Annotated in this window: 14 protein-coding genes; 5 read left to right on the top strand and 9 right to left on the bottom strand. The window is 50.5% G+C overall.

All coding sequences use genetic code 11. From position 1 onward, the window contains the following. Positions 1 to 48 precede the first annotated feature (48 nt). The 7 genes from LG201_RS12150 to LG201_RS12120 all read right to left on the bottom strand — a co-directional run bounded on the left by LG201_RS12150 (position 49) and on the right by LG201_RS12120 (position 9,472). Complete coding sequence (locus tag LG201_RS12150; protein ID WP_226772468.1) at positions 49 to 360, bottom strand: (2Fe-2S) ferredoxin domain-containing protein; 312 nt, start codon at positions 358 to 360, stop codon at positions 49 to 51. After that, a complete protein-coding gene (locus LG201_RS12145; RefSeq protein ID WP_226772888.1) occupies positions 357 to 1,283 on the bottom strand; it encodes a TonB family protein in 927 nt (308 codons plus the stop codon). The genes LG201_RS12150 and LG201_RS12145 overlap by 4 nt, the downstream gene beginning before the upstream one ends. A gap of 20 nt (positions 1,284 to 1,303) precedes the next feature. Next, positions 1,304 to 2,689, bottom strand: coding sequence for a UDP-N-acetylmuramate:L-alanyl-gamma-D-glutamyl-meso-diaminopimelate ligase (gene mpl, locus LG201_RS12140; protein ID WP_226772467.1), 1,386 nt, complete (start codon positions 2,687 to 2,689; stop codon positions 1,304 to 1,306). Between the two features lie 52 nt (positions 2,690 to 2,741). Beyond that, positions 2,742 to 6,530, bottom strand: coding sequence for a methionine synthase (gene metH, locus LG201_RS12135; protein WP_226772466.1), 3,789 nt, complete (start codon positions 6,528 to 6,530; stop codon positions 2,742 to 2,744). Between the two features lie 165 nt (positions 6,531 to 6,695). After that, on the bottom strand, positions 6,696 to 7,724 hold the full coding sequence (locus LG201_RS12130; RefSeq protein ID WP_226772465.1) for a VIT1/CCC1 transporter family protein: 1,029 nt from the start codon (positions 7,722 to 7,724) through the stop codon (positions 6,696 to 6,698). Positions 7,725 to 7,737: 13 nt separating this feature from the next. Beyond that, on the bottom strand, positions 7,738 to 9,228 hold the full coding sequence (locus LG201_RS12125) for a YifB family Mg chelatase-like AAA ATPase (RefSeq protein WP_226772464.1): 1,491 nt from the start codon (positions 9,226 to 9,228) through the stop codon (positions 7,738 to 7,740). A 1-nt stretch (position 9,229) separates the two neighbouring features. Further along, positions 9,230 to 9,472 carry an accessory factor UbiK family protein gene (locus tag LG201_RS12120; protein WP_226772463.1) on the bottom strand — a complete coding sequence of 81 codons (243 nt, stop codon included), beginning with the start codon at positions 9,470 to 9,472 and terminating at the stop codon, positions 9,230 to 9,232. 252 nt (positions 9,473 to 9,724) lie between these two features. Here LG201_RS12120 and LG201_RS12115 point away from each other — a divergent pair, with 252 nt between their 5' ends. From LG201_RS12115 to gshB, 5 genes are all read left to right on the top strand, one after another. After that, entirely contained in the window at positions 9,725 to 10,525 is an 801-nt protein-coding gene (locus tag LG201_RS12115) for a TorF family putative porin (protein ID WP_226772462.1), read from the top strand. An 87-nt stretch (positions 10,526 to 10,612) separates the two neighbouring features. Continuing rightward, the gene (gene glnK / locus LG201_RS12110; protein WP_025869913.1) at positions 10,613 to 10,951 is read left to right on the top strand and encodes a P-II family nitrogen regulator; all 339 of its coding nucleotides are present in this window, start codon (positions 10,613 to 10,615) and stop codon (positions 10,949 to 10,951) included. A gap of 10 nt (positions 10,952 to 10,961) precedes the next feature. Beyond that, complete coding sequence (locus tag LG201_RS12105; RefSeq protein ID WP_226772461.1) at positions 10,962 to 12,347, top strand: ammonium transporter; 1,386 nt, start codon at positions 10,962 to 10,964, stop codon at positions 12,345 to 12,347. A 358-nt stretch (positions 12,348 to 12,705) separates the two neighbouring features. After that, positions 12,706 to 13,983 carry a glutamate--cysteine ligase gene (gene gshA / locus LG201_RS12100; protein WP_226772460.1) on the top strand — a complete coding sequence of 426 codons (1,278 nt, stop codon included), beginning with the start codon at positions 12,706 to 12,708 and terminating at the stop codon, positions 13,981 to 13,983. A gap of 2 nt (positions 13,984 to 13,985) precedes the next feature. Further along, a complete protein-coding gene (gshB, locus tag LG201_RS12095; protein ID WP_226772459.1) occupies positions 13,986 to 14,921 on the top strand; it encodes a glutathione synthase in 936 nt (311 codons plus the stop codon). A gap of 15 nt (positions 14,922 to 14,936) precedes the next feature. Here the strand turns inward: gshB and LG201_RS12090 are convergent, their stop codons facing one another. Both LG201_RS12090 and LG201_RS12085 read right to left on the bottom strand, forming a co-directional pair. Then, positions 14,937 to 18,902, bottom strand: coding sequence for a pilus assembly protein (locus tag LG201_RS12090; RefSeq protein WP_226772458.1), 3,966 nt, complete (start codon positions 18,900 to 18,902; stop codon positions 14,937 to 14,939). 37 nt (positions 18,903 to 18,939) lie between these two features. Then, the gene (locus LG201_RS12085; protein WP_226772457.1) at positions 18,940 to 19,536 is read right to left on the bottom strand and encodes a pilus assembly PilX family protein; all 597 of its coding nucleotides are present in this window, start codon (positions 19,534 to 19,536) and stop codon (positions 18,940 to 18,942) included. Positions 19,537 to 19,538 lie beyond the last annotated feature (2 nt).

Raw genomic sequence — 19,538 nt, 5'->3', positions numbered from 1 at the left:
AAAGCGCATGACATTCCAGCTGGGTAGGGCTAACAAAGTTAAACTTGGCTACACCACAAGGCGCTCAACGATCCGGCCCTGCTGGATATGACTGTCAATAATCTCGTCAATATCGTGATTATCGCGGAACTGATACCAAATGGCTTCCGGATAAATTACCAGCAAGGGTCCAACACTGCACCGATCCAAGCAACCTGCCCGGTTGATGCGCACTTTCCCCTTGCCACTCAGCTTAAGCTGCTTGATGCGTGACTTCATGTGATTAAAAGCCTCTTCCGCACCCAGGTTGCCGCAACAGCTCTTGCCGTCCTCACGCTGGTTCAAGCAGAAAAATACATGATGTTCAAAATGATGGCTCATTGGGTTGCCAGACTATCTTCTCGAGTGAAACTCCAGGTACGGGTAATCCCGATGATATCGAAATCCTTGCGGATATCCTCAGGGAAAGCCGCATAAGGTGCCGCCATTTCCACAATGCGCTTGGCAGCATCATCAAGCACTTTATGTCCAGAACTCTTGGTGATAGTGATTTTTTCGATGGATCCATCCGCGCGGATATCCACCGAAAGTTGGAGGCTACCGTATAACTTTTGTGCCTTGGCAACCTCGGGATAATTGAGATTGCCTATTTTCTCCACCTTTTGCCGCCAGGATTCCACATAGGTTGCAAAACGGTATTCCTGGGTTCGCCCCCCTAGCTCCTTGCGCTTGGGACGCTTCTGGTACTCATCCTGCTGCTTGGCAATCTGCGCCTCCAGTCGGGCAATATCCAGACTGCTAGCCAGTAAATCCCTCGCATTCAGGTTCTTTGGCGCATCCTGCTGTTGGCCATTATCTGGCGTGGAAGTGGTGGTGCTCTGTGCCGGTGCAGACTCCAGCTTCTTCTTGGCATTGAGCTGCGTCATCAGCTCTTGCGCCTGGCGCTCCAGCTCTGCCACTTTATCCTGTTGTTTCTGCTCTTTTTGCTCCCTTCCAGGGCGTGAAGCCGCAGAAGCTTCTGCGGCTTGCTTGGGTGCCACTTCCGTCTTTTTCTTTTGCGGCGGGGGCAGGGCTGTCTTCATCTGGCGGTCCGCATCGGTATTGCCGCCACGGTCTAGATTAGCCTGTGCCAGTGCATCTGCCTTTTTGGGCTTGGTGGTTGTCTTGGCATTGACCAGTACCACATCCAGCGGAGGAATCTTGTCCTTGATGAATTTCAGTGCAGGGACTTCAAAATTGACTGCCAGGATCAGGATGAGATGAAAGACGGCTGACAATGCCAAAGTCCAGCCTAGCACTCCCATGCTTTTCAGGCTGGCAAAGGTCACTGCGCCAGCCTTGTCAGCAGCTTCTCATGAATGCCGCCAAAGCCCCCATTGCTCATCACCAGGATATGATCCCCGGGCTGGGTTTCTGCAACTATGGCCTCAACCAACACTGACAAATCGTCGAAAGTGGTGGCTTTGTGCTGGATAGGCTGTAAAGCTTGTGCGGCATCCCATCCCAGATTGGCGCCATAGCAAAACACCTGGTCAGCCTGATGCAGGCTATCAGGCAAGGCATTTTTCATGACTCCCAGCTTCATCGTATTGGAACGTGGCTCCAATACTGCGAGGATTCTGGCCTTCCCCACTTTTGCCCGCAAGCCTGCAACTGTCGTGGCAATCGCGGTTGGATGATGGGCAAAATCATCATATACCGTCACGTCACTCACTATTCCACGCACTTCCATGCGCCGCTTGACGTTCCTGAATTCAGTCAGGGCAGCAATGCCCGTTGCCACGGCAACACCGGCATGACGTGCGGCTGCCAGCGCGGCCAGGGCATTCATGCGGTTATGCTCCCCCAGCAAGTCCCACCCCACCCGGCCTTGCGGTTCACCCTTGAGGCTCACGCTGAAACTACCCGCCGCATCCACCTCATACGCCTTCCAGTCACTGCCAAAAAACTCCACCGGGGTCCAGCAGCCACGGTCTATCACCCGCCTGAGGCTATCTTCCTTGCCATTGGCTACCACCAGCCCATTCTGCGGCACGGTACGCACCAGGTGGTGGAACTGGGTTTCTATAGCCTCAAGATCGGCAAAGATATCCGCATGATCAAATTCCAGATTATTCAAGATAGCCGTGCGGGGGCGATAGTGTACAAACTTGGAACGCTTGTCGAAAAAGGCGGTGTCATATTCATCCGCCTCAATCACGAAAAAAGGCGAAATGCTATGCGCATCCTGTTGAGGTACGCCAGGCAGGCGTGCGGAAATGCCGAAATTCTGCGGCACGCCACCAATCAGGAACCCTGGCGCCAAACCCGCATATTCCAATATCCAGGCCAGCATGGAGCTGGTGGTAGTCTTGCCATGCGTGCCAGCCACAGCAAGTACCCACTTACCAGGCTCACCATTACGCACTTGCAAGATATTTTCTGCCAGCCATTGCGGGCCCGAGATGTAGGGCAAACCGCGATTGAGTATTTCTTCCATCAGCGGATTACCGCGTGACACCACATTGCCGATCACGTAGATATCCGGATTGAGGGACACCTGCTCAGGAGAAAACCCTTCTATCAGCTCTATGCCCTGGGCCTCAAGTTGCGTGCTCATCGGCGGATAGACATTGGCATCACAACCGGTGACGCGGTGACCAGCCTGCTTGGCCAGCACAGCGATACCACCCATAAAAGTACCGCAGATGCCGAGAATGTGGATATGCATATCTATAGTGATTATTTGGTTAGGTTCATTGTAGCAAAGTCAGTCTGACTGGCTAGGACAGGTTCGGTGCCAGCCAGCGTTCAAGATATTCTTTTGGTAATCCCCGACGACCCGCCATATCGAGCAACTGATCCTCACCTATCTTGTCCACACTGAAATATTTGGCTTCTGGATGGGCAAAGTAGAACCCGGACACAGCAGCACCCGGCATCATGGCAAACGAATCGGTCAATATCATTTCAATCTCTTCACACTTCATGACATTGAACATGTCTGGCTTCACCGTGTGATCGGGACAGGCGGGATACCCAGGTGCAGGGCGAATGCCACGGTATTTTTCCTTGATCAGCTCTTCATTGCTCAAGGCTTCATCGCTGGCAAAGCCCCATAAATCCTTGCGCACACGCTCATGCAGATATTCGGCAAATGCCTCAGCCAGGCGGTCTGCCAGCGATTTCAGCATGATGCTGCTGTAATCATCATGCGCATCTTCAAACCGTTTTTCGTATTTTTCTATGCCCAGTCCGCCAGTGACGGCAAACATGCCGATATAGTCCGCCACCCCTGAGGCTTTGGGCGCAACAAAATCTGCCAGACACTGATTGGGCCTTTGCTCGCCGTTCACCATGGGCTTTTGCGTCTGCTGACGCATGCCATAATAAGTAAAGGCGATCTCGCTACGACTGTCATCGGTATAGATCTCGATGTCATCCTCATGGACAGTATTGGCTGGTAACAAGGCGACCACCCCGCTGGCCGTCAACCATCGGCCATCAATGATTTTTTTCAGCATGGCTTGCCCCTCGGCAAACAGCTTGGTGGCAGCCTCACCGACAACCTCATCTTTCAGGATCGCAGGATACGGCCCTGCAAGATCCCAAGTCTGGAAGAAGGGGCCCCAGTCAATATATTGGGCTATTGTCGCCAGATCGATATTCTTGAACACGCGCCTGCCAATAAACTTGGGTTTAATCGGCGCATACTCGCCTATGAACTCCAGTTTGGCCTTGTTGGCTCGTGCATCCGCAATGGTCAGCATGGGCACACCCTTTTTGTTCGCATGCTGGGTGCGTACGCGCTCATAATCCAGCTCAATATCCGCAATATAAGTATCGCGTTGCTCAGGCGTCAGCAAGGATTGCATCACAGACACCGAGCGTGAAGCATCCGGCACGTAGATCACCGGGCCATCATAATGCGGCGCAATCTTGACTGCAGTATGGGCACGTGAAGTGGTAGCCCCACCGATCAGCAGTGGCATTTTCAGGCCATGGAAGTAGGGATCACGCTGCATCTCGCGGGCGACGTAGGCCATTTCTTCCAGTGAGGGGGTAATCAATCCGGACAGGCCAATGATATCTGCCCCGGTTGCCTTGGCCTGCTCGAGAATTTCGGCACAGGGCACCATCACACCCATGTTGACCACTTCAAAATTGTTGCACTGCAGCACCACGGAGACAATATTCTTGCCAATATCGTGGACGTCACCCTTGACGGTAGCAATCACCATTTTTCCCTTGGGCTTGGAGACGATACCGGTACGTGCTTCCTCTGCCTGCTTTTCTTCCTCGATAAACGGTACCAGGTGAGCCACTGCCTGTTTCATGACGCGCGCCGACTTCACGACCTGAGGCAGGAACATCTTGCCCTGGCCAAACAAGTCACCGACCACGTTCATGCCATCCATCAAGGCCCCCTCAATCACGTGTATGGGACGACCGCCGTTATTCATGACTTTCTGCCGGGCTTCTTCGGTATCTTCAACGATAAACTCGGTAATGCCGTGCACCATGGCATGTGCCAGGCGTTTTTCCACAGTAACCGGGCTGTCCTCGGTGCCACGCCAATCCAGCGTCGCTTCCTGCTTCTTGCCCCCAGCAACCAGATTGGCAGCAATTTCAATCATGCGCTCGGTTGCATCTTCACGGCGATTGAGCACCACATCTTCCACCCGCTCACGCAGCTCAGGGGCCAGATCGTCATATACGCCTATCATGCCGGCGTTGACGATGCCCATGGTCATACCGGCTTTGATCGCATGGTAAAGAAAGACCGTATGAATGGCCTCGCGGGCGGCTTCATTGCCACGAAAGCTGAAGCTGACATTGGATACCCCGCCTGAAATACGGGCATATGGCAGGTTTTCCTTGATCCAGCGCGTGGCATTGATAAAGTCCACTGCATAATTGTTGTGTTCTTCAATACCGGTGGCAACGGCAAAAATATTCGGGTCAAAAATAATGTCTTCAGGTGGGAAGCCCACCTTTTCCACCAGCAAGTCATACGCCCGCTTGCAAATCTCCGTCTTGCGCGCAAAGGTATCTGCCTGGCCAACCTCATCAAACGCCATGACAATGACGGCCGCACCATAACGACGACAAAGCCTGGCCTGCCGCAGGAATTCCTCTTCGCCCTCCTTCATGGAGATTGAATTGACGATGGATTTACCCTGCACGCACTTGAGACCCGCTTCAATCACAGACCACTTGGATGAATCGATCATGATGGGGACACGCGCGATATCCGGTTCCGAAGCCACCAGATTGAGGAAATGCGTCATGGCATGAATCGCATCCAGCATGCCTTCATCCATATTGATATCGATGACCTGAGCACCATTTTCCACTTGCTGGCGTGCTACCACCAAGGCTTCTTCATACTGCTCGTTGAGAATCATGCGAGCAAAGGCTTTGGAACCTGTCACATTGGTGCGTTCACCCACATTCACATAGAGCGAATCCTCATCAATGGTGAATGGCTCCAACCCGGCCAGCCGAGTGGCAACTGGAATTTTCGGCAAGCGGCGCGGCGGGATATTCCTGATGGTTTCCTCAATCGCCTGGATATGAGGAGGCGTGGTACCACAGCACCCCCCGGCGATATTCACAAAGCCACTCTCGGCAAACTCCTTGAGTAGCGCTGAAGTATCTGCCGGTTCTTCATCAAACCCGGTATCCGACATGGGGTTAGGCAGCCCGGCGTTGGGATAGATGCAGACAAAGGTGTCGGCAATCTTGCTCAACTCCTCGGCATAAGGCCGCATCAGTGCAGCACCCAGCGCACAGTTGAGTCCGATAGTCAGTGGGCGGGCATGGCGTACAGAGTTCCAGAAGGCGGGGACGGTCTGCCCTGAAAGAATACGGCCAGAGGCATCGGTCACCGTACCGGAAATCATGATGGGCCAGCGTTTGCCAGCTTCCTCAAAATAAGTTTCTATGGCAAACAGCGCCGCCTTGCAATTGAGCGTATCAAAGATAGTCTCCACCATGAGAATATCAGCACCCCCCGCCACCAAGCCACGCGTCTGCTCTAGATACGATGCCACTAGCTGGTCAAAGGTGACGTTACGTGCTGCAGGATCGTTGACATCCGGGGAAATGGAGGCAGTCTTGGGCGTAGGGCCCAGTGCACCCGCCACAAAGCGAGGCTTGTCCGGAGTGGAATATTTATCACAGGCAGCCCGCGCAAGCTTGGCTGCTTCCACATTCATCTCATAGGCCAGCTCGGACATGAAATAGTCATCCTGGGCCACGCTGGTCGCACCAAAGGTATTGGTTTCTATGATGTCGGCACCGGCCGCCAGATATTTCTCGTGAATTTCCTGAATAATCTGCGGCTGCGTCATGGTGAGCAACTCGTTATTACCCTTGACGAACAACTCACGCTCGCCGGCAGGCGCTGCAAAATCGGCAAAACGACCATTGGGACCGCCACGGTAATCCTCTTCCGTCAGCTTGTATTGCTGGATCATGGTCCCCATCGCACCGTCCAGAATCATGATGCGGCGCGACAATATGTCACGCAATAGCGTTTCAGTTGGGGAAATCACGTCTTGTGTCATGCAGAACCTTAAAAACTGGCGGCCGGATTAACGACCATACCGAAAATGTCAGGACGTGATTATAAAACACCTCTGGCGGTGAGGGCACTCATCAGCCCACTAAACCTCTGTATTTCTGTCATAAATATACACATTCCACTTTGGGTCAATGCTGCACCGTGTTTGCTAAGTCAGAGTGGCACCAAGCAAACTGCCTATCCAATAGGTCAGCCAACCTGCCGTGGCGCCAATCAATAACATACGCACACCTCCGTAAAGCATGCTGCGTCCACTGAACAGCGCCAGCATGGCGCCAACCACCAACAAAGCCGTGGCGGTCAAGGCAATCGCTGTTTCAAGCGTATAGCGCTGCATCGCCATCAACCAGGGCAACAAGGGAATCACACCGCCCAGCAGAAATGCCATCAAAGAGGAGATCGCCGCCAGCCAGGGCGAACCCAATTCATCAGGATTCAGACCCAGCTCTTCACGCGTCAGGGTATCCAGCCCCAACTCAGGGTCGGCAATCATGCGTTGCGCCAGTGCCTGCGCTTCCTCTGGATTCAAACCTCGCGCCTGATAGATCAGCGCCAGTTCTGCGGCCTCCTGCTCGGGATAATGCTCTAGCTCTTCTCGCTCCAGACCAATCTGATATTCAAACATCTCGCGTTGCGAGCGCATGGAAATATATTCACCCGCCGCCATGGAAAAAGCCCCGGCCAATAAACCGGCAATCCCGGTGAGCAGAATCACCTGCGCACTGGTGGCGGCACCAGCCACTCCCAATACAAGACAAGCAATGGACACGAGCCCATCATTCACCCCAAATACCGCCGCACGCAATCCCCCACTATTTCCCAGTGTGTGATGCCGCGCGCCTACGTCTTCCAGACTGGTAGGGATGGCATGGTCCGCCACTGTGCGTTTGCTAGAATACACAGAAAGCCCACGTATCTTGCTGGCAGCGAGCATATGCCGGACATGCAGCACTCCCAATCTACGCAATAGAAAACCCAACAAGCGTGTGCGCAAATCGGGTGTATAGACCGGCACTGAATGCCCAGCCTGAACAAGCGCGTGTTCCCAGATTGCGGCCTGTTTTGCCGCTTCATGTGCAAGCCCGACAAACATGGTGCGTATGACGTGACTCTTCTCAATTGCGGCAATCACATGATAGAGATATACCGCGCGTTTTTCCTCGCGCCAATTGTTCAATCCATGCGGCATATCAACCCTCGAACCGGCGATATTGCACGGCTTCAGCGATATGCATGGGTGCAATCTGCTCTACGCCAGCCAGGTCAGCAATAGAGCGTGCTACTTTAAGAATGCGCTGATATGCCCGTGCTGACAGATTTAATCGCTGAATTGCCTGCCTGAGTAAAGCCTGGCCAGCCACATCTGGTTGGCACAGTGCATCAACTTCCTTGCTGCCCAGCAGAAAATTGGCTTTCCCCTGACGCTTGAGCTGCATCGTTCTTGCGGCTTCCACCCGTTGCCGGATCACCGCACTGCGCTCACCACTTGCCGCACTGACCAGCTCATCCTCAGACAAGGCGGGCACTTCTATATGCATATCTATCCGGTCCAGCAACGGGCCGGATATTTTGGCTTTATAGCGCGCCACCTGATCCGGCGTGCATCGACATTTGCCGTTGAAATGACCTAAATATCCACATGGGCAGGGATTCATTGCGGCAATCAGCTGGAATCTTGCTGGGAAATCCGCCTGGCGCGCTGCTCGAGAAATGGTGATATGCCCAGATTCCATCGGCTCTCTCAGCACCTCCAGCACCCTGCGATCAAATTCAGGCAACTCATCCAGAAACAATACACCATGATGGGCCAGGGAGATTTCGCCCGGCCGAGGAATACCGCCACCACCTACCAAGGCAACGCCAGAAGCCGTGTGATGAGGCGCACGGTAAGGCCGCTTACGCCAGGCCTCATGCCGGAATGCCCCATTGAGCGATTGAATGGCCGCGGATTCCAGCGCCTCCTCCTCTGTCATCGCAGGCAAGATGCCGGGGAAGCGTACGGCCAGCATGGACTTACCCGTGCCAGGCGGGCCTGACATCAATAGGCTATGCCCACCTGCCGCTGCAATCTCCAGCGCTCGCTTGGCTTGCAACTGGCCTTTAACTTCATCGAAATCCGGGTAATCTGCTGCGCCCGGCAGCTCCGTCACTTCATGCTGCCCAAGCAATGTATGCCCTGCAAGGTGGGCACAAACCTCTAACAGGCTTTTTGCTGGCAACACCACAGCGTCACCCACTAGCGATGCCTCTGATGCACTATCATGGGGCAGAATAAATGCGCGGCCACTGCGGCTGGCTTTATGCGTCATGGCCAACGCACCACGGATGGCTCTTAGCTCGCCCGTCAATGCCAGCTCCCCTGCCACCTCATAATGATCTAGCTGACTGGCAGGAATCTGGCCCGAAGCAGCCAGAATGCCCAGGGCAATCGGCAGGTCATAGCGGCCACTTTCCTTGGGCAAGTCGGCAGGTGCCAGGTTGACGGTAATGCGTCGAGCGGGGAAATCAAAACGGGCTGTCTGCAAGGCAGCGCGAACCCTGTCCTTGCTTTCCCTCACCTCAGCCTCAGGCAAACCCACGATGGTAAAACTAGGCAGGCCATTGGCTAAATGGACTTCCACGACCACCTCGGGCGCATCCATTCCTACCAGCGCGCGGCTATGCAGAACAGCTAAGGACATCTCAGGCTTTAGACCCCACACGACCTTCTAATTCGGCTACCTGTTTTTCCAATTGCTGCAGTTTTTCACGGGTGCGGCGCAACACTTCAGTTTGCACATCAAACTCCTCGCGTGAAACAAGCTCCAGTTTGGTGAATGCGCCCTGTAACAGTGCATTCAAATTACGCTCTACGCCCCCTGCTGGCACAGAAGAATACATCTCTTTGATTTTTTTAGATAAATCATCAAAAAAAACTGAATCCATTTTTAATTTCCCTAGAAAAACGAATGAAGTTTATCAGGTTTTTTCATAGAAAAAATCCCATTAAAAACAATTAACTCAATCACTTATCGATATTTATCAGGTAAATATCCGCGATTTCATAGCGAAAACCATACAAAAATATCACTAACTCATTGTTTTATATAAATGTTGTTTTTATGGCACAGGTGTTGCTTATTAACCCATGCAGAATTCTCGTTGTTGTTAATTTTAAAATCCTTGAAAGGGTAAATCATGCGTACTTCGCTTCTACTTGCTGCCATTCTTGGCACTTTTGCAGCACCTGCCGCTCTGATGGCCGAAGAAGCTGCTCCAGCTGCCGAGCCAACCTCACCACATACCGTGACTTATAACATTGGCCTCACCAGCAACTACATCTTCCGTGGTACCAGCCAATCCGGTGACCGCCCAGCTGTGCAAGGTGGTGTAGATTACTCCCACTCAAGCGGTTTCTATCTAGGTACTTGGGCTTCCAGTATCAGCTGGTTGGGCGATACAGGCGCTGACGGCGCAGGTGGTGATCGTGCTTACAATAGCTCCAGCATGGAATTGGACTTGTACGGTGGTTACACTGCTGAAATCGGTGAAACTGGCATTACGTATGATGTAGGTGTATTACAGTACATTTACCCTGGTCGTAGAAACTCCGTTAGCGGCAGTTATAACGCAGATACAACCGAAATCTACGGCGGCTTGGCATACAAGTGGGTTTCAGCTAAATACTCCTGGTCCCCAAGCAAGTCTGCTTTCGGTTTTGAAGGCCGTGGTGCAAGCTACGTCGATCTGACAGCTGAAATTCCATTCGGTGACAGTGGCTACAGTGCGATCGCTCACGTGGGTCGTCAGGAATTCGGTAACGGCCCTAGCCATTTTGACTATACTGACTGGAAGCTGGGCTTGAGCAAGGCTTGGGATAACGGCGTAGTCGTTGGTGGTTACTACACTGATACCGATGCTGACCGTAGTGCATTTACTTATGGCCCAGTGTTCTCCGGTAAGGAAAACTGGACAGTCTTCGTACAAAAGACTTTCTAAACAGGCTAGTTTAGGAAATATGTTGTAAAAGGGGCAAGGCGCATGCCTTGCCTCATGCTTTTAGAATATCAATATGAGGAGGCCACTATGAAATTCGTATCCGCTATCATCAAGCCGTTCAAGCTTGACGAGGTACGTGAAGCACTCTCCGCCATCGGCGTACAGGGCATCACGGTTACCGAAGTCAAGGGATTTGGACGTCAGAAAGGCCACACGGAACTGTACCGTGGTGCCGAATACGTTGTCGATTTCTTACCCAAGGTAAAACTGGAAGTCGCCATCAAGGACGAACTGCTCGACCAGGTGGTTGAAGTGATTGAAAAATCCGCAACGACTGGCAAAATTGGCGATGGCAAGATCTTCGTCTTCAATCTTGAGCAGGTTTATCGCATCCGTACCGGTGAAACCGGCGCCGATGCGCTTTAAGGGGTATCTCATGAAAAAAATTCTCTCCATGATTGCATTGGTCAGCGCACTGGGCTTTTCAGGCTTTGCACTGGCTGAAGAAACAACTGTTATCGTTGACGAAACTGTCACCACCGAAGTGGCTCCTGCAGCCGCAGCAGAAGTGGTACCTGCGGCCGACGCTGCACTGGCATTAAGTGCTGGCGATACTGCCTGGATGATTGTGGCCACGGTGCTGGTACTGGCGATGATTATCCCTGGGCTGGCATTATTCTACGGCGGCCTGGTCCGCACCAAGAACATGGTGTCGGTACTCACCCAAGTGTTTGTTACCACTGCGCTGATGTCTGTCATCTGGATAGTCTATGGCTACAGCCTGGCATTCACTGACGGTGGTAGCCTCAATGCCTATATTGGCGGCTTCAGCAAAGCATTGCTGGCAGGGATCAAGCCTGACACATTGCTCGATGGCGGCACTATCCCTGAATATGTGTTCGTGACCTTCCAGCTTACCTTTGCAGCCATTACGCCCGCACTGATCGTCGGTGGTTTTGCAGAGCGCATGAAATTCCCGGCGGTACTGGCTTTCCTCGCCCTGTGGGTCACCTTCATCTATATTCCAATCGCCCACATGGTATGGGGCGGTGGTTTCCTCGGTGAACTTGGCGCCGCTGACTTTGCCGGTGGTACAGTGGTTCACTTGAACGCTGGTATTGCTGCCCTGGTAGGTGCCATTGTGATTGGCAAACGTGTCGGATACGGCAAGGAAGCCATGCCTCCACACAGCATCACCCTGACCATGATCGGTGCATCTTTACTGTGGGTGGGCTGGTTCGGCTTCAACGTAGGTAGTGAACTGGCTGCTGACGGTACTGCTGGCCTGGCGCTAATCAACACACAAGCCGCTACTGCAGCTGCTGTATTAGGCTGGTTGTTTGCTGAATGGCTGTTCAAGGGCAAGCCTTCCTTGCTGGGTGCTGTGTCCGGCGCGGTTGCAGGCCTGGTTGCCATTACGCCAGCTTGCGGATTTGTGGGTCCGGTTGGCGCCATCATTCTTGGCTTCGTGGCTAGCATCGTCGCCTTCTGGGCAGTGACCAGCCTCAAGGCCAAGCTGGGCTACGATGACTCCCTGGATGTATTTGGCATTCACGGTGTGGCAGGCCTGATCGGTGCTATCGGTACCGGCATCCTGATGAGTGCTGACTTCGGTGGCGTAGGCTACGAAGAAGGCGTCACCATGAGTAGCCAGCTGTACGCACAAGCTGTGGCTGTGGGCGTGACCATTGTCTGGGGCGGTATTGGCAGCTACATCCTGTTCAAGATTGTGGACGTGGTGATTGGTCTGCGTGCCAGTGAAGAATCTGAGCGCGAAGGTCTTGATACTTCTGAACACGGTGAACGTGCTTACCACTATTAATCCTTAGGCGGTATGACAATGCAAAACAGGCGCCTAGGCGCCTGTTTTGTTTTATCCGCGAGGGGGCAACAGCGTGCACTAAATCAGAGCAGCATTGCACCAATTTATGACGATTTAATCGCTTCCACCCTGAAAATTCTTCATATTGAGCCCCAAAAAACTGGCACGGCAATTGCTAGTTATTAAGCAAGCGTAATGTGCTCTTTACGTCGCAAGACTCTGAACATCTTACTGCCTAGTTTTATGCATTATCTCCTCCTCCTCAGGGCGCGTTAAGCGCCCTCTTTTTTTAGCCCTTTACATGCATCTAGGCTAAAATCAGCGTCATTCTAGAAAATGACAGGCTAATACATCCTTTATGGTTCCGCACCTGACTACTGCTTTAAACGGTCCACTCCTTACCCTGGAAAAACGCCTGCTGGAAAGTATGCCGCGTATTGAACATTGGTTCCGTACCCAATGGCTGGAAAACAGCGCACCATTCTATGCGTCTGTGGATCTGCGTAATTCCGGCTTCAAGCTTGCTCCCGTGGATACCAACCTGTTTCCTGGCGGTTTCAATAACCTCAATCCAGACTTTCTGCCGCTCTGTATACAAGCCGCCATGATCGCCGTGGAGAAAATCTGCCCGGAAGCACGCCGGTTGCTGGTTATTCCAGAAAACCATACGCGCAATACTTTTTATTTGCGCAATGTATACGCATTGACCCATATATTGCGCCAGGCTGGACTTGAAGTACGCATAGGCAGCATTTCACCGGAAATTATAGCTCCTACTTTCCTGGAGACTCATGACGGCAATAGCATCCTGCTTGAACCAGTCAAACGCCAGGGCAATCGTCTGGTGCTGGAGGATTTTGACAGCTGCGCAGTCCTCCTGAACAACGACCTGTCTGGTGGTATTCCGGACATATTACAGAACCTGGAACAGTCACTCATTCCCCCATTGCACGCAGGTTGGGCGACCCGGCGCAAATCGCAGCACTTTGCTGCGTATAACCGGGTGGTCAAAGAATTTGCGCAATTAATTGATATCGATGAATGGCTACTCAATCCCTATTTCGAAACCTGCGGTGAAATCGACTTTCATGCCCGTACCGGAGAAGAATGCCTGGCGGAAAAAGTGGAAGAACTGCTGGGGAAAATACGGCGGAAATATGCTGAATACGGCGTCACTCAAGAACCATTCGTGATTGTCAAAGCGGATGCAGGCACTTATGGTATGGGCATCATGACGGTGAAAAGCCCAGACGATGTCCGTGACCTCAACCGCAAGCAACGTAACAAGATGTCCGTAGTCAAGGAAGGCTTACAAGTTAGTGAAGTGATCATTCAGGAAGGTGTCTACACGTTTGAGCACCTCAATGATGCCGTCGCCGAACCCGTGATTTATATGATGGATCACTTTGTGGTGGGCGGGTTCTATCGCGTGCATACCTCGCGCGGTGCAGATGAAAACCTCAATGCCCCGGGCATGCACTTTGAACCGCTGGCATTTGAAACGCCTTGCTCCACCCCGGATTGTGCCGGGGCACCAGATGCACCGCCTAACCGCTTCTATGCCTATGGCGTGGTCGCCAGGCTTGCCTTGCTCGCAGCCGCGATTGAACTGCAGGAAAGCGACCCGGAAAACTAAGTATGCGTATTGTATTTATTCTTGATCCACTGGACAGCCTCAAGCCATACAAAGACACCAGCCTCGCCATCATGCGCGAAGCAGAACATCGTGGTCACAAACTGTTTATCGCCATGCAACACGATTTGCTGCTTCGTCATGACCAGCTGCGCATCCGGGTACAGGCTTTCTATTTCGACACAGGCAGCACATGGTATGCCTTGGGCGAAACAACAGAAGCTGATCCCACGGATTTTGATGCAATCCTGATGCGCAAGGATCCGCCTTTTGACAATGAATACCTCTACAGTACTTACCTGCTGGAACAGGCCGTCAAACAAGGGGCGCGCGTATTCAACAACCCAACATCAATCCGCGACTGGAATGAAAAACTCGCAGTACTCAACTTTCCGCAATTTGTACCTGACTTCCTGGTTTCAAGCCAGCACCAGTTGATCCGCAAATTTCTTGTCGAGCATCAGGATATCGTGGTCAAGCCACTGGATGGCATGGGAGGGAGCAGCGTATTCAGGCTAAAAACTGGCGACCCCAATCTGGGCGTGATTCTGGAAACCATCACCCGTCATGGGCAACAAACCATCATGGCGCAACGCTATCTGCCACAAATCACCGCAGGCGATAAACGCATCATCGTCATCGACGGAGAACCATTGCCCTATGCTTTGGCGCGTATTCCCCAGAATGGCGAAACACGTGGCAATCTTGCGGCTGGGGGTAAAGGTGTGGCACAACCACTAACTGAGCGCGATTGGGACATTGCCAATACCGTCGGGAAGGTGCTAAAGCAAAAAGGCCTATTTCTGGTTGGTCTGGATGTCATCGGCGACCACCTCACCGAGATCAATGTCACCAGCCCGACAGGGATGGTGGAAATTGCGGCACAGACGGATTGTGACCCGGCGAGCATCTTTCTAGACAAGCTCGCTACAGTCAATTAAACATAAGCCAGCCACTTACTTGGCTATCTCACGCCAACCAGATCGGGTAATAACACCACCAGCAGAGTTCACATCAACACCTACCGTTGTTTTGTTTCCTCCAGCATCAGTAATAATAGCTTTCAACTGACCTCCCGGGAGGCGAATGATTGTTAAACCAACAATCATCCCACTTTGGTTTTTTTGTCCAAATGAACTAGTTGCTCCCCTCACCATTAAGCCGGTACTAAAATCAAATGCGTACTTCCACCCAGTACCACCAATAGAGCATGCATCATTTGCTGGACTATTGGTGGCCACCGTCAAAGTTCCCAACGATAGATCTGGATCAACATTCACTCGTTCCTTAGACCCAGGGAAATCCACATACCATCCACCTGCTGCCCAATCAACAGCACTGCCAGAGATGGTGGCATTTAACCCATCTTGCACAATAGTCCTTGCTGCCAGAGAGCGGCCCACATATTGAGTTCCATTATCTCGAATTGCATAAAAAGATTGTGTTTGTGTATCTGCCAAATCCTCAGTGCCTAAATATTTACCTGTTCCGACAAAGACTATAGGATCACTCACATTCGGCACTTTACCCAGTTGAGGTGCGGTACTAACGGGTTGCCCGATACCAGCAGGATCTGTTAGTCTCGCCATTCTTGAAATAGTCGCTGATGGCTGTGTCAGATTCACCTTCCAAAGATTACCTTGCAAATCACCACCATAAATATAATTTACCGCCGCATCAAAATTACCATTTACCGCCCACCCACTAATTCTAGCAAGACCACTTGGCGTTGCCTGTGTCCCTACACCTGTTGATATTTTTTGTATCAGTGCCCCAGTAATTGCGTCGAGAATATACACATAACCCTCCCCACTACCGGGTGACACATTATTGTAGCCGGATGTAACAATCACTACCCATCGCCCTGCATTGGCATTTCCCACAGGCAACTTAGCTATCACAGCATTGCCATAGCTATACCCCAAGTCTTGGTCGAATAATGCGCAGTATGTTTCGGTATGACAAAACTCCCATAATGCTTTAGGAGCTGATTCATTGGTAATATCAAGCGCGAAATAACCACGACCACCATTGTTTAAACTGCCGACCAGAATAGTCTTCCAACTATTGCTTGTCGTATCGTACACATCAAATGTTCGAGAAGACCCATCAACATAGAACTGATGATTCGAACCATAATTTTTATCTGCCAGCTTATAAAGATTAGGCATGACATTTTTCGGAATATACGCCCAAGCCTCCACTCCATCTTGCGCTCTAAACGCATGCATCATGCCATCATTAGCACCAATATAAACCATGCCATTTCTAGTACTAGCCTGAGTTGCTTTATATTCCTGATAAGTAGGTGATACATTGTCAAGATAGTCAAAACGAGGCACTTTCACGTATACAGGAGTAGACTTCACAATATCACCCAACACATGAAGTCGCTCGCGATAAGCTTTATTGATGTGCGACTCATTGCCAGTTTGGCCAGACTGACCCCGGAGGAAGTTGATCATATTCTCTCCAGAGTTAGCCTGGGCTTTTGCATCACTGTCCAATCCAGGACATTGGGAGAGTAAATTACATTTATTGCTAAACCAAAGCTTCTCCTCAGCACTCAAATTCTCAAAGATAAATGCTTTAACCTTACCAGTCCCCTCTCCATCGAATTTGTAGATATTTCTACTCTCGGAATTTGCGCTTACTCGACTATCAAGATTCGTCATAGCAGACCAACCACTATTCTCATTCACCTCGCCAGTTTGCGTATCAATCGTCTCTGCCACAAGTTCACCAAACCAGTAATTACTCATGTAGTTAGAACTGAAACTGAAGTTATCAACCTCGGTAATATTGGCACTACTCGTTGCAGCCGCCGATGCAGCCCCCCTACGTGCAGAAACACCGGCTAATGCACCTTGCAGCCCTGAAGTTAAGCTATTAGGATCCTTCGCACTAAAATATAAACCACGTCCATTCACTGCTGCATGCCACAAATCATCCAGAGTTGATGGCTGATCAGCAGAAGGTTTGGGCCAGTTCTTTGTACCTTGCTTAATTTCCGCAAAATCTCCCGATGTTGCCTGCTCATAATCAGATCGATAATCCAACTCCCCTTCCAAACCAAGTCCTAACGTAAAGGTGTTCATATGCTGGATAGATTTTTTATCTTTGGCAGATACGGCTACATTATCCGTCATGCTAGATCGCAAATCAGTCTTGTAGTAATACATCGCAACATCGGCCAAAGTATCGCTCGCGGGAAGTGTTACCCCTAATGCAGTAGTATCGCCACCATCAAACGCCCCATCTGCACGCTTGGAGTCTGCATCTAAAGGATTATTGTCCTGATTTCCTATCGCAGTTGCCCCATCCAACTGCACTCCAGCATTGCCATTCCAGTATCCATCTGTAGTCAGTAAAGCAAAATTTTGCTGACATGAATATTGCACCGGATCTTGAGTCATTCCACTATTAATTCCATTAGTCAAACCACCATAGTGGCGCCCGACACGAGACAAAGCTTCACGTAGAGGTGTCCCTCCAGTGGCACTTGCAGCATAAAGTTTTTTATACCAACTCTGCTTATGGCTGGCATTAAAATCATCAATCATCAAATATTTATTAGCTGACACGGGATCGCCAGGATTAATTGTTATAAACCCCACTCGATAACTTTGATCTACAGTGCCAAAAGCACGACCTGCTGCAGTCTTCATTGTTTGAATACGGGTTCGATAGTAAGCATACCAATTGGCGAAATTGGTCATTTCTTCAGCATAGCTGCAAGTAGTTCCGGCACAATCTGTACGTGTTATCGCTTTAGGATAGTTTGTTACGGAGGGAATAATATCGACACGACTAAATCTTCCATACCGTGGGTATCTGAATGTGGAACTATACTTTTGTTGACAACTGCTATTAGCTGTCCCAATGGACGTAGCAGTGGCATTTGCGGTGGAATTGCAAAAGCGTACATAAGAAGGTGTGGGATGACTTCCAGACGCACTGCTTTGTAAGGCGCAAGACCGTAAACTTGAATCAGTACAATACTCTATAGGCACAATATTGTAATAATGAGGATTAGAGTTTTTGACAACAGGAATTAGATAAGTTGTCTGATCCAAATCAGCCGCTACAAACTGTCCAAAAAAATTGCCACCGCGCTCAGGGTATGAGTATGGATAGCCATTACCACTCGCCGAGGCCAGTCCAGTATTAGCACGACAATTAGAGGATGAAGTATCAGCAACAGGCGAGTTACAGTACACAATTTCAGGATAACCGGAAACGATATTAATGGTACTAGAATTCTGATTTCCTGATGAGTTTAAACCTAATCCGTTTACTCTCACCGCTGTCCACGTACTCATTGATGGTAATGTAGTAGTCAGGTCATTAGGATTTAATGCCGGAGCATAAAATATGTCCGGATTATAATAAGCCTGATTATTAGCAGCGCTATACCAAGGCGGGGTTCCCTCTGCACAGGCTGAAGATGTCACTCTGCTAACGTAAGCATTAGCAAGTGCTGGAGTGACATTAGAAGTAACAGTAAACCTATCATTACTCACTCGGGTAGCTTGATACAATTTACTCACACCAGATGTCGAGGCAGACAAATAAATATAATTACCACTACCATTACTTAAGCCATGATTATTGGATGTAGTCACCGTTAAAGTTGACCCGCTACGCGAAAACCCACTCACTGAAAGATGTGTAGTAAAAGCTCGCTTACACGTATCAGCATCATCAATATAGTCAGGCATATAACTCCATGCCATGGACCCAGAATCATCCAACACAAACATCAAATTAGGCCTAACAGCAATACCCGATGATGTTGAAAGAGGGATAGCTGCAAGGTCAGTCAATGCTGCAATAGCTGTCATGGAGAAGATAAAAAATACTACAGCACAACACGCCCTACAAGCTTGATGCAACCAATTCGAGACTATTTTTTTATTCATCCTTGCAATCCCCCATAAATTTCAACTGTCTCTGCAATTACACTGGCACCAGCACAACAGACTGTATGACGCTGGTTGTATTTCTTGGGCCATTCACTAGCACAGTAATTCTGTAATACACAGATGGTGTAGGTAGAAAAATATTCGCATCATTTGTCATACTCGATCCCATATTGGCATTAGTCGCAGGAGTTGTAGACAAAGAAGTCGAGCACACATTAGTCGAGTGGTTATAGGCCACGCCTGACACAGTACACAACCTATGGATCAGGTATTTCACACGATTACCCGCCGCATCCTTCCCTACATCAACTGCACTTTCCCACGCGTTGGCTGAATTCCAATCAGGGTCGACGCTCAACACATTGGAATAATAGCCATTTCCTAAATTAGTTTCATATAACGAAGCACGATTTGCATCCATCCAAGTCACAGCCGCTTGCACTCCACGGTCTGCCGACATGATTGATGATTGTTTGAATGCGAGATTCCCCGCAATTACATTTCCTGCATCTACGGATCGCCACAGTGCAAGGCCGGCAAGCGTCATAGCCACCAAAACCACTAGGGCAATAAACAACACAATGCCTTTTTGAGTGGAATGAGTAATATGAATAATGACTTTATTTTTCATAC

Origin of the sequence: Methylobacillus gramineus, assembly GCF_020532675.1 — a bacterium.
Classification (GTDB): Bacteria; Pseudomonadota; Gammaproteobacteria; order Burkholderiales; family Methylophilaceae; genus Methylobacillus; species Methylobacillus gramineus.
This window is presented reverse-complemented; position numbering and strand designations above follow the sequence as displayed.

Coding starts and splice junctions, on each gene's coding strand:
- LG201_RS12090 (WP_226772458.1), bottom strand. CDS start 18,902: ATGAATAAAAAAATAGTCTCGAATTGGTTGCATCAAGCTTGTAGGGCG.
- LG201_RS12150 (WP_226772468.1), bottom strand. CDS start 360: ATGAGCCATCATTTTGAACATCATGTATTTTTCTGCTTGAACCAGCGT.
- LG201_RS12120 (WP_226772463.1), bottom strand. CDS start 9,472: ATGGATTCAGTTTTTTTTGATGATTTATCTAAAAAAATCAAAGAGATG.
- LG201_RS12105 (WP_226772461.1), top strand. CDS start 10,962: ATGAAAAAAATTCTCTCCATGATTGCATTGGTCAGCGCACTGGGCTTT.
- glnK (WP_025869913.1), top strand. CDS start 10,613: ATGAAATTCGTATCCGCTATCATCAAGCCGTTCAAGCTTGACGAGGTA.
- mpl (WP_226772467.1), bottom strand. CDS start 2,689: ATGCATATCCACATTCTCGGCATCTGCGGTACTTTTATGGGTGGTATC.
- LG201_RS12145 (WP_226772888.1), bottom strand. CDS start 1,283: ATGGGAGTGCTAGGCTGGACTTTGGCATTGTCAGCCGTCTTTCATCTC.
- LG201_RS12115 (WP_226772462.1), top strand. CDS start 9,725: ATGCGTACTTCGCTTCTACTTGCTGCCATTCTTGGCACTTTTGCAGCA.
- gshB (WP_226772459.1), top strand. CDS start 13,986: ATGCGTATTGTATTTATTCTTGATCCACTGGACAGCCTCAAGCCATAC.
- LG201_RS12085 (WP_226772457.1), bottom strand. CDS start 19,536: ATGAAAAATAAAGTCATTATTCATATTACTCATTCCACTCAAAAAGGC.
- metH (WP_226772466.1), bottom strand. CDS start 6,530: ATGACACAAGACGTGATTTCCCCAACTGAAACGCTATTGCGTGACATA.
- LG201_RS12125 (WP_226772464.1), bottom strand. CDS start 9,228: ATGTCCTTAGCTGTTCTGCATAGCCGCGCGCTGGTAGGAATGGATGCG.
- gshA (WP_226772460.1), top strand. CDS start 12,706: ATGGTTCCGCACCTGACTACTGCTTTAAACGGTCCACTCCTTACCCTG.